10 protein-coding genes are annotated in these 11,104 nt (G+C 52.4%); 3 read left to right on the forward strand and 7 right to left on the reverse strand.

Annotation, left to right across the window (positions count from 1 at the left end; translation table 11 throughout):
• Positions 1-13: 13 nt before the first annotated feature.
• The 4 genes from hofC to nadC form a co-directional block, all read right to left on the reverse strand.
• Positions 14-1,216 (reverse strand): protein transport protein HofC, encoded by a 1,203-nt coding sequence (hofC, locus tag FHD02_RS07375; protein ID WP_220393769.1) that lies wholly within the window; start codon positions 1,214-1,216, stop codon positions 14-16.
• Entirely contained in the window at positions 1,206-2,588 is a 1,383-nt protein-coding gene (gspE, locus tag FHD02_RS07380; protein ID WP_137371177.1) for a type II secretion system protein GspE, read from the reverse strand. Before gspE ends, hofC begins: the two co-directional genes overlap by 11 nt.
• A 9-nt stretch (positions 2,589-2,597) precedes the next feature.
• The gene (gene ppdD, locus FHD02_RS07385; RefSeq protein ID WP_042312306.1) at positions 2,598-3,035 is read right to left on the reverse strand and encodes a prepilin peptidase-dependent pilin; all 438 of its coding nucleotides are present in this window, start codon (positions 3,033-3,035) and stop codon (positions 2,598-2,600) included.
• 233 nt (positions 3,036-3,268) lie between these two features.
• Positions 3,269-4,162: a carboxylating nicotinate-nucleotide diphosphorylase gene (gene nadC / locus FHD02_RS07390; protein WP_042312634.1), complete on the reverse strand. Its 894-nt coding sequence runs from the start codon at positions 4,160-4,162 to the stop codon at positions 3,269-3,271.
• Between the two features lie 87 nt (positions 4,163-4,249).
• Here nadC and ampD point away from each other — a divergent pair, with 87 nt between their 5' ends.
• Complete coding sequence (ampD, locus tag FHD02_RS07395; protein WP_061382950.1) at positions 4,250-4,813, forward strand: 1,6-anhydro-N-acetylmuramyl-L-alanine amidase AmpD; 564 nt, start codon at positions 4,250-4,252, stop codon at positions 4,811-4,813.
• On the forward strand, positions 4,810-5,664 hold the full coding sequence (ampE, locus tag FHD02_RS07400; protein ID WP_137371178.1) for a beta-lactamase regulator AmpE: 855 nt from the start codon (positions 4,810-4,812) through the stop codon (positions 5,662-5,664). Before ampD ends, ampE begins: the two co-directional genes overlap by 4 nt.
• Positions 5,665-5,752: 88 nt before the next feature.
• Here the strand turns inward: ampE and FHD02_RS07405 are convergent, their stop codons facing one another.
• From FHD02_RS07405 to aroP, 3 genes are all read right to left on the reverse strand, one after another.
• A complete protein-coding gene (locus tag FHD02_RS07405; RefSeq protein ID WP_137360257.1) occupies positions 5,753-6,703 on the reverse strand; it encodes a family 43 glycosylhydrolase in 951 nt (316 codons plus the stop codon).
• Entirely contained in the window at positions 6,703-8,109 is a 1,407-nt protein-coding gene (locus tag FHD02_RS07410) for a glycoside-pentoside-hexuronide (GPH):cation symporter (RefSeq protein WP_137360258.1), read from the reverse strand. Before FHD02_RS07410 ends, FHD02_RS07405 begins: the two co-directional genes overlap by 1 nt.
• Positions 8,110-8,266: 157 nt before the next feature.
• Positions 8,267-9,640: an aromatic amino acid transporter AroP gene (gene aroP / locus FHD02_RS07415; protein ID WP_165406846.1), complete on the reverse strand. Its 1,374-nt coding sequence runs from the start codon at positions 9,638-9,640 to the stop codon at positions 8,267-8,269.
• Positions 9,641-10,204: 564 nt separating this feature from the next.
• Between aroP and pdhR the strand changes: the two genes are divergently transcribed.
• Positions 10,205-10,969 carry a pyruvate dehydrogenase complex transcriptional repressor PdhR gene (gene pdhR, locus FHD02_RS07420; protein WP_003018699.1) on the forward strand — a complete coding sequence of 255 codons (765 nt, stop codon included), beginning with the start codon at positions 10,205-10,207 and terminating at the stop codon, positions 10,967-10,969.
• Positions 10,970-11,104: the final 135 nt, after the last annotated feature.

The raw sequence follows: 11,104 nt of genomic DNA on the forward strand, positions 1-11,104 counted from the left end.
TAATGCGCCAGCTTTATCCCACGCCGCTCATTGCATCTCCCAAATGGAAAATCGGTAAATACATCGCGACAACCAGCGTACCGATGATCAAACCCGTAATGACCAGTAACGCGGGCTCAAGTAGCGCAGCCAGATTTTCCGCCTGAGACAGCGTTTTCTCTCCGTGATGGTGGGCGAGATTACGCAGCATTGCATCCAGCGAACCTGATGCTTCCCCCGTTCTTACCAGCTGTATACATAATGGACTGAATTCACCGCAATTTTTCAGCGCCAACCAGACAGGTTTCCCGGCGCTGATATCGTGATGAACCTGCGCTAAACGTTGAGACCAGAAAGGGCTGGCAAGCGTTTCAGTTACGCTCTCAAGACCCTGTAAAAAGGGAATGCCTGCGTTTTGCGTTAACGCCAGAACAGTAAAGATCTGCGTGAGTTTTTGCCCTCTGACCATCGCGCCTGTCACCGGGAGCCCAAGCAACAATTTCTGACTCAGAATGAGCCAATACGGTTTCTGTTTGATCACGTGATATGTCATAACCGAGAGCATAGTGAATGCTACCGCCAGCCACCCCCATTGGCTGCTATAGTCGGCGATGGCAATAATCCCCCGAGTGAGCGCCGGTAGTGGGGTGTTGAACGTTTGGTAGATGGCGGCAAACTCAGGGAGCACAAACTGCAGCATCGCAAATACGACCATTACCGCCATCGTGATGATGATAATCGGATAGCGCAGGGCTTTTTTAACTTTATCAGCGAGTTGCTGCTGGTTTTTTTGCTGTCTGGCGAGTTCAAAACAGCAATCATCCAGCTTACCTGTAAGCTCTCCGGTACGGATCATCGCCTGATAAAGTGGCGGAAAAACGTGTTGCCATGTTGCGAGTGAGGTGGAGAGGGAAATGCCCTGCTCCATATCGTGAGCCAGCGTGCGCAGGAGCGCCTGCCACTGGCTGCTGGGATGCTGTTCAGCCAGCAGGGTTAGCGCTGTCGAGAGTGTTAGCCCTGCTTTCAGCAATGTTGCCAACTGATGGATGGTTTCGGCGCTCCTTTCACGGCTCCAGTGCGAGTTTTTGACACGCATACGTTTAATATGTAACGGCGTCATATGCCGCTGCTCCAGAACACGTATCAGCGAGAGTCGGGTTTCAGCCCATAATACGCCTTCCGACGGCTCACCTTCGTTGTTAATGCCTTGCCAGCGCCAAAGCTGTTTAGCTGACATGCGGTACGCCCAGTACGCGAATCAGTTCTTCATATGTCGTTAAGCCTTGTTCGACGGCCTGACAGCCATTCCCGAAAAGCGTACTCCCTGATAGCAGAGCATCTGACTCCACCCCGTCTACGGATGTGCCGCTGGCGATATTCTGGCGTAATGCAGGAGTAACGGGCAGCACTTCAAACAATGCGGTACGGCCATAAAACCCGTGATAACAATGTTCGCAACCAGGCGCATGCCAACGTGGCAGTGGCATGGGCCAGATTGCTTTGGGGAGCGTGATGGATGTCTCCAGGCGTTGTCGGCAATGGGGGCATAGCTTTCTGACCAGCCGTTGGGCAATGACGAGCGTCAGCGCGGAGGCGATCATCCAACGCGCAACCCCCATTTGCTGCAGGCGCACCAGGGTTTCACTGGTGGAATTTGTATGCAGTGTTGACAGAACCAGATGGCCGGTTTGTGCTGCCTTAAGCGCTATTTCAGCCGTTTCGCCATCGCGGATTTCGCCGACCATAATGATGTCGGGATCCTGGCGCAGCAGCGCGCGCAATACTCCCTGAAAAGTAAGACCTGCGCGTGGGTGAATTTGTGTCTGGTTAAGGCCTGAGATCGGGATCTCTACCGGGTCCTCTACGCTACAAAGATTCACATCTGATGTATTTCGGGTTTGTAGCGCGCTGTACAGGGTGACCGTTTTACCGCTCCCGGTAGGCCCGGTAACCAGAATCAGCCCTTGAGGCTGCTGCAACGCTTGCGAAAATGCTGCCAGCTGTTCGTCCTGCATTCCCAGCGTAGTGATATCCAGCGTCTGATCGACCTGTTGAAGTAGCCGCAGCACTACCTTTTCACCCCAGCGACAGGGCAGGGTGGAGATACGAAACGAAATGGGCTGCCCTGAAATCTCAACGGTAAATTGTCCGTCTTGTGGCAGCCGGTGCTCGGCGATATCCAGACTGCCTAATACTTTTAATCTCGCGGTGATAGCGATGCCCATCTCAGTTGGGACTTCTGGCAAAGCATGTAATACGCCATCCACGCGTAATCTGATCCGATAGCGATGTTCCGCGGGTTCAAAGTGAATATCAGAAGCCCGTTGCGCCAGGGCGGATTGAAACGTCTGATTCAGCACCCCGGCTGCGGTAGCGCTGCTTTCAGACACTACGACCGGTAACATTTTCTGTGGCGTATGCGTGTGCCCTTCCATTTGCTGGCGCGTCCAGCAAACAATGTCGATACGTCGGGTGGTGGCAAAATGCAGGGCATCCAGCAGCTCATGGGATGGTGCATCCACCACGGCGATGTGTACTACTTCATTGTCTGCATCGAGTAATATTCCCTGATAACGTTGGCATAGCGCCGTAAGTTGCGTGGTATTCATCTCTTTTCCTTAGTAGGTATCGAAGCGGAAAACGTCTTCGCAAGCCTGTTGCAGTGCGCTGTCATTTTGAATGGCGCAGTTACGGCTCCAGCCGGTAATACCGTTGGCATTATCCCAACCCGGCGTCATCGTGATGCTTAGCCCGTTCAGGCTTTCCTGGCCTGTGAGACTGACAACGCCTTTTTCAACACTCATGCCTGAGACATAACGGGTGGTTGTGGGGGAGGGGATGCCATTGGTCCCGGCATCGCAAGTCTCCGTTCCACCATGCTCCAGCGCACAGAGTTCGACCGCGGTGCGATAGGGGACAAAGGTTTGCAGCATGTCTGTCAGGGCGGCTTTGCGTAGATAGTTTTGATAAGCCGGAATACCGATGGCGCTAAGAATGGCAATGATGCCAATGACCACCATTAGTTCGATAAGCGTGAAGCCTCGTTGTTTGTCCATTGTTGATTCGCTCCTGGAGTTAGCTGGCGCTACTTTGGCAAATCGAACGGATCTTAGGCGAGAGACAAAAAACAGAACGGGAAGGCGGGTTCAGAGGATTTTTACGAAATTACAGCATCAGACAACGTATTTGCGAAGGGGCTCGAAGAAACTGCCGGATGACGGCGTAAATGTCTTATCCGGCTGGGGGGATGCCCGATAAGCGAAGCGCCATCGGGCCTTGCTATTAGAAATTAACGAAAACGCATGGAGAGATCGAGCGCGCGGACGTGCTTGGTCAGTGCGCCAACGGAGATAAAGTCCACACCGGTTTCGGCAAATTCTCGCAGTGTTTCATGGGTGACGTTACCCGAGACTTCCAGACGCGCCTGGCCGTTGGTGCGTTTTACCGCTTCGCGCATTTGCTCAGTTTCGAAGTTATCGAGCATGATGATGTCCGCCCCGGCTTTCAGCGCGTCGTCCAGTTCTTCCAGGCTTTCAACTTCAACTTCAACGGGTACATCCGGATGCAACCAGAAGGCTTTTTCAACGGCCTGGCGTACCGAACCAGAAGCAATAATATGGTTTTCTTTAATCAGGAAGGCGTCAGAAAGCCCCAGACGATGATTTGCGCCGCCGCCGCATAACACGGCGTATTTCAGGGCAGTACGCAGCCCTGGCAGCGTTTTACGTGTATCCAGTAGTTGGGTTTTTGTCCCTGCCAGCAGATCGACGTATTTACGCACCTCGCTCGCCACACCCGAAAGCGTCTGCACAAAATTAAGCGCGGTACGTTCGCCGGTCAGCAGTACGCGGGAAGGTCCGTCCAGCTCAAACAGCGGTTGATTAGCTTTAATGCTGTCGCCATCCTCGACATGCCAGGTGATGTTGACATCATCGCCAGCCAATTGAATAAAGACCTCTTCCACCCAACGTTTCCCGCAAAAAACGCCATTTTCTCGGGTGATCACGGTGGCGTGGGAGCGCATGTCTTCGGGTAAAAGCTGTGCGGTGATATCGTTATTGGCATCAACTTCTCCGCCTAAATCTTCGCGCAGTGCCTGAGCTACAGCGGCAGGGATATCCAGATTTATGCGTTCCAACAGCGCGTCACGTCGGTAGTCAGGGTTATAGCGGCGAGGCGGCATGATAAAACTCCAAATTGCTAACGAATCATAAGGTGGAAACATGCTACCCTGAACCTGATATGAGCACCACCAATAAGGAGATTCTGCATGTTGTTAGACGAGGGCTGGCTGGCAGAGGCGCGACGCGTTCCCTCTCCTCATTACGATTGCCGCCCGGATGACGAAACCCCTTCTCTGCTGGTGGTGCATAATATCAGCCTGCCGCCCGGCGAGTTTGGCGGCCCGTGGATAGACGCGTTGTTTACCGGCACGATTGATCCCAAGGCCCATCCTTTTTTTGCTGAGATCGCCCATTTGCGCGTCTCAGCCCATTGTTTGATCCGCCGTGATGGTGAGATTGTGCAGTACGTCCCTTTTGATAAACGAGCCTGGCATGCGGGCGTGTCAAATTATCAGGGGCGTGAGCGCTGTAATGATTTTTCAATTGGTATCGAGCTGGAAGGAACGGATACGCTGGCCTATACCGATGCACAGTATAAGCAACTGGCCGCCGTGACGAATGCACTGATTACGCGTTATCCGACCATTGCCAGCAATATAACTGGACACTGCAACATTGCCCCCGAGCGTAAGACCGATCCCGGGCCGTCTTTTGACTGGGCAAAATTTCGCGCCCTGGTCACCCCCTCGTCGCACAAGGAGATGACATGACGTTGTTTACAACATTAATGGTGTTGATTGTTGAACGCCTGTTTAAGCTGGGTGAGCACTGGCAGCTTGATCATCGGGTGGAAGCTTTTTTCCGCCGAATTAAGCACTTCTCGATGATGCGTACGGTGGGCATGACCCTGATTGCAATGGGGCTGACATTCCTGCTGCTGCGCGCGGTTCATGGGCTGCTGTTTAACGTTCCGTTACTGGTGGCGTGGATCTTAATTGGCTTGCTGTGCATTGGAGCAGGCAAGGCGCGTCTCCACTATCACGCCTATTTACAGGCGGCATCTCGTGATGATGTACATGCTCGTGAGGCGATGGCCAGCGAGCTGACGCTTATCCATGGTGTTCCGCCGGACTGTGATGAGCGTGAGTTCCTGCGTGAACTGCAGAACGCGTTGTTATGGAACAACTTCCGCTTTTATCTGGCGCCGTTATTCTGGTTGATCATTGGTGGTCCGTGGGGACCGGTGACGCTGGTTGGTTATGCCTTTTTACGCGCCTGGCAGTCCTGGCTGGCGCGCTATCAGACGCCGCATCAGCGTCTGCAATCGGGTATTGATGCGATCCTGCATGTGCTGGACTGGATCCCGGTTCGTTTGGCTGGCGTAGTCTATGCGCTGCTGGGACACGGCGAGAAAGCGCTGCCGGCCTGGTTTGCCTCACTGGCGGATCTGCATACTTCGCAATATCAGGTGCTTACTCGTTTGGCGCAGTTCTCTCTGGCGCGTGAACCGCATACTGATAAAGTCGAAACGCCAAAAGCGGCTGTTTCAATGGCGAAGAAGACCTCGTTTGTGGTGGTGGTGATTATTGCGCTGTTGACGATTTACGGCACGCTGATCTAGCGATTGTTGCCGGATGGCGCTAACGCTTCCTACAGTGGAAAAACGTGTAGGCCCGGTAAGCATTAGCTCCACCGGGCAGTGCAACGGCTTAGATCGTATCAGCAGGCGGGATGCCAAAATCAGGCATCCCGTTTTCGTCCCAGCGTACCAGTTTCAGACGCGTATGGCGGTTTGGATCGTACAACGGATCGCCTTCAATTTCGGTGTAATTTCTCGCGTGGTACACCAGTACATCTTCACCTTCCGGCGTTTGCGTAAAGCTGTTGTGTCCCGGTCCATACTGACGATTTTCATAGCTGGTGGTAAAGACCGGGCGCGGTGATTTATGCCAGTTCTGCGGGGTGAGCGGATCGTCGTTGAGGTCAATCCACAGCAACCCCATACAGTAATTCTCATCGGTGGCGCTGGCCGAATAGCTGATAAATAGCTTGTCGCCATGCACCACGACGGCCGGACCTTCGTTGACCCAGAAACCCCGGCATTCCCAGTCATACTCAGGATGGCTGAGCATGACCGGCTCGCCTTTAATCGTCCATGGGTTTTCCAGCTCTGCGAGATAAATATTGGAATTTCCGGCGATATCGGGTGATTTTTGTGCCCATAGATACCATTGTTTCCCCTGATGATTAAAGGTGGTGGCATCCAGGGCGAAGGTATCAAACTGCGTTTTAATCTGGCCTTTCTCTGTCCACTTGCCGGTCAACGGATCGGCGTCTGCGCACTCCAAAGCAAACATGCGGTGCTGGAACATTCCCAGCTTATCAAGCGCCTGAGTATGGGTAGCGGCAAAATAGATGTACCACTTGCCCGCCAGATGATGAAGTTCCGGCGCCCAGATGAGCTGGCTCATAGGACCACTTTCCGGCTTACGCCAGACGACAACGGGAGTGGCGGAGCGCAATCCCTCCAGAGAGTCGGCCCGACGGATCTCCAGCCGGTCATATTCTGGCACTGACGCAATGAAATAGTAGTGGCTACCGTCGCGTAAGATAAACGGATCGGCGCGTTGTTCGATAAAGGGATTTGGCCACTGATTCATTAGGCTTTCCTTACGGGTTCAGTCGTTTTTATATCGTGGTATTCATTCAGTTCACGGTAGTTGGTACGGCGTTTTTCCAGATCGGTCTGGATTTGCTGCATAAACTCGCGGTCAACTTTTAGCAGGCGAACCACGCCTGCGGTAATCAGGTACCCTACGCCGGGTATGATGGTAAACAGCAGCATAATACCGTTGATGGCAGAGTCGCTTTGCGCTTTCGCCCCTGCGTCGTAGCCGTACCAGGAGAGCAGGAAGCCAACCATCGCCCCGGCAATCGCCAGGCCCAGCTTGAGGAAGAACAGGTTACCGGAGAAACTGATCCCGGTGATGCGCTTACCGGTTTTCCACTCACCGTAGTCATCGACATCCGCCATCAACGACCAGTGCAGCGGGGAAGGGATCTGATGCAGGATGTTGAGCAGGAAGTAGAGCACCATGATCATCATGGTGGCTTTCGGGTCGAAGAAATAAAATGCAGCGGAGAAAATCGCCAGGATGATGTTGGTCCAGAAGAACACCTTCAGTTTGCACCAGCGATCGGTTAATACCTTCGCCAGCATGCTGCCGATCATCATGCCGACGACGCCGAGGCTGATAAACAACGTGGCGAACTGCGTGCTTTGTTGCATAACCCACGTAACGTAGTACATGGTGGCGGCCATGCGAATAAAGCCCGGGCAGACGTTGCACAGGGTTAACAGCAGGATTTTTACCCACTGATCGTTCTTCCACACATCTTTCAGGTCGGCTTTTAAATCGTCGTTAGTCTGCACGGCGGGGCGAACGCGTTCACGGACTGATGCAAAGCAAAACAAGAACATGCACATGCCGATGAAGGCGAGCACCGCCATCGCCATCTGATACCCTTTAGCTTTGTCTTCCCCGCCAAACCAGTCAGCCATCGGCAGCAGGGTGAGGGAGAGTAGCAGGGTTGCAATCCCTACCAATACAAAGCGATATGACTGACAGGCGACGCGTTCATTGGGATCGTTGGTGATAACGCTGCCGAGCGAACAGTAGGGAATGTTGATCGCCGTATAGGTAATAGAGAGCAGGAAGTAGGTGACGAAGGCATAGATAACTTTGCTGTTATACGTCCACTCAGGGGTGGTAAACATAAGCACGCTGAATAATGCGTAAGGGAAAGCCATCCACAAAAGCCATGGACGAAATCGACCATATTTACTGCGTGTGCGGTCGGCCATCGCGCCCATTATAGGGTCGGTAACGGCATCTATAACGCGTACTGAGAGCAGTAATACGCCGACCAGGGCAGGCGCCAGACCAAAAATATCTGTGTAAAAATAGTTAACAAACAACATGATGGCGCCAAAGATGATGTTGCATCCGGCGTCGCCCATTCCATAGCCGATCTTTTCTTTCACCGTGAGCTTACTGGTTTCCATCAACTGCACTCCATTAATGAGATATGGAGAGAATTATTGTCTGGTACCGGTGTTTTTACGTTGCAGGATAACGCCGCTGATATGGACGAAACAGTCGTGAATGGGAAAGTGTGAGGCAGGTAACAACCCCCACCCGGTCCAGGTGGGGGAGGGAAGTTTAATGCGCTTTAACCGCGCGGGCCGTTTTCTGCTTGCACAGATAGCCGATGCCAAGAATACCAATCCATACCGGGATTAAGTACACCGAGATCGCCATGCCCGGCGTCATCAGCATAATCACCAGCACTGCGGCCATGAACAGCAGGCACACCCAGTTACCAAGCGGGTAGAGCAGAGCCGGGAAGCGGGTGGTTACGCCCTGCTGCTGTTTGGCTTTGCGGAACTTCATGTGCGCCAGGCTGATCATCGCCCAGTTGATCACCAGGGCGGAAACCACCAATGCCATCAGCAGGCCAAAGGCGGATTCCGGCGCCAGATAGTTGATCAACACACATAGAGCCGTTACCAGCGCGGAGACCAGAATGGTGTTCACCGGTACGCCGCGCTTGTCGACGTTCATCAGCGCTTTCGGCGCGTTGCCCTGCTGCGCCAGACCGAACAGCATGCGGCTATTGCAGTATACACAGCTGTTATAGACAGAAAGGGCGGCGGTCAACACCACGATGTTCAGCGCATTGGCAACAAAGGTGTCGCCCAGCTCGTGGAAAATAAGGACAAACGGGCTGGTATCAGCCGTGACGCGTGTCCACGGCATCAGGGAAAGCAGAACCGCCAGCGAACCGACATAGAAAATCAGGATACGGTAGATAACCTGGTTAGTCGCTTTCGGAATGCTTTGCTCCGGGTTATCGGCTTCTGCTGCGGTGATGCCGACCAGTTCCAGCCCACCAAAGGAGAACATGATAATCGCCATCATCATCACCAGACCGGTGAAGCCGTGTGGCAGGAAGCCCCCCTGGCTCCACAAGTTGCTGACGCTGGCCTGTGGGCCGCCGTTACCGCTAAACAGCAACCAGCCGCCGAACAGGATCATCGCAACTACGGCAATGACTTTAATAATGGCAAACCAGAACTCCATCTCGCCAAACACCTTCACGTTGGTCAGGTTGATGGCGTTGATCAGCACGAAGAAGGCAGCCGCAGAAACCCAGGTTGGGATCTCCGGATACCAGAACTGAATGTATTTACCTACGGCAGTCAGCTCTGCCATGGCAACCAAAACGTACAGTACCCAATAGTTCCAGCCGGAAGAGAAACCCGCGAAACCGCCCCAGTATTTATAGGCAAAGTGGCTAAAGGAGCCTGCAACCGGCTCTTCAACCACCATTTCACCTAACTGACGCATGATCAAAAAGGCGATAAAGCCGGCAATAGCGTAACCGAGAATAATCCCCGGTCCTGCAGACTGGATAACGGATGCGCTACCAAGGAATAACCCGGTACCAATCGCGCCACCCAGCGCGATTAGCTGTATATGGCGGTTTTTAAGGCCGCGCTTGAGCTGATCGCCATGCGGTTGACTTTCCATCATTAAACCTCGTGTGTGGTTTTACTCTTCATATTTCGAGTACTTATTTTTTGAACTACGCAGCAATGCGTGTGTAAGTTTGCAATTCCGTTTGTTGTATTAATTTGTTTACAGATGCCAATAAGGAAATGTTGCCTTAATACTTTTGTCTTGATCAGAATAATGTTATGCGAGCGCGAATGCACCTGCTTTATGCGAGGGTGTTGACGAGTTGAATAAAAAGAAACCATTTGTAAATGCGAGTTTATCTACCTCAAAATTTCCATTTTGAATATTTATTCATAAATTTCGCTTTACGAGTCGATAATTAGGTAGGTGAATCGGTTCAGATAATATATTTTTTCGTTTCAATTCGGTTAAAACTACCCCATGGTGGGTAAATTTAACATTTGTGCATAGTTACATGTTTGAAACGTTATTTCTGTAATGTTGTTAAAATATGCCCCCTTTACTGATTTCAATCAAAACCTGTATGGACAGAAGGTGAATACTTTGTTACTTTAGCGTCAAGAACATGAAATTGGTAAGACCAATTGACTCCGGGCAAATGGCTTAAGACAGGAAATCATGGCCTACAGCAAAATCCGCCAACCAAAACTCTCCGATGTGATTGAGCAGCAGCTGGAGTTTTTAATTCTTGAGGGGACACTTCGCCCCGGAGAAAAACTCCCACCGGAACGCGAGCTGGCAAAACAGTTTGACGTCTCCCGCCCCTCCTTGCGCGAGGCGATCCAACGCCTTGAAGCGAAGGGGTTACTGCTTCGTCGTCAGGGCGGTGGCACTTTTGTTCAGAGCAGCCTGTGGCAGAGCTTTAGCGACCCACTGGTAGAGCTGCTCTCTGACCATCCTGAATCCCAGTTTGACCTGCTTGAGACGCGCCATGCGTTGGAAGGTATTGCAGCCTATTACGCTGCATTACGCAGCACGGATGAAGACAAAACGCGTATCCGTGAACTCCACCATGCGATCGAGCTTGCGCAACAGTCCGGCGATCTGGACGGCGAATCCGATGCGGTACTCCAGTATCAAATTGCTGTCACCGAAGCCGCACACAATGTGGTACTGCTCCATCTGCTAAGGTGTATGGAGCCGATGCTGGCCCAGAATGTTCGTCAAAACTTCGAATTGCTGTACGCGCGTCGCGAGATGCTGCCGCTGGTAAGCAGTCATCGTACCCGTATCTTTGAAGCAATCATCGCCGGGAAGCCTGAAGAGGCGCGTGAAGCGTCTCACCGTCACCTGGCGTTTATCGAAGAGATTTTACTGGACAGAAGCCGTGAGGAAAGCCGTCGTGAACGCGCCTTACGCCGTCTGGAGCAACGAAAGAATTAGTGATTTTTCTGGCAGAACGTTAACCAGAAGATGTTGTAAATCAAGCGCTAATAAAATGCGCGGCAACTAAACGCAGAACCTGTCTTATTGTGCTCTTGAGCGAGAACACAATGGGACAGGTTCCAGATAACTCAA

This window comes from Citrobacter sp. EC_71 (assembly GCF_019584005.1).
Lineage (GTDB): Bacteria > Pseudomonadota > Gammaproteobacteria > Enterobacterales > Enterobacteriaceae > Citrobacter > Citrobacter werkmanii.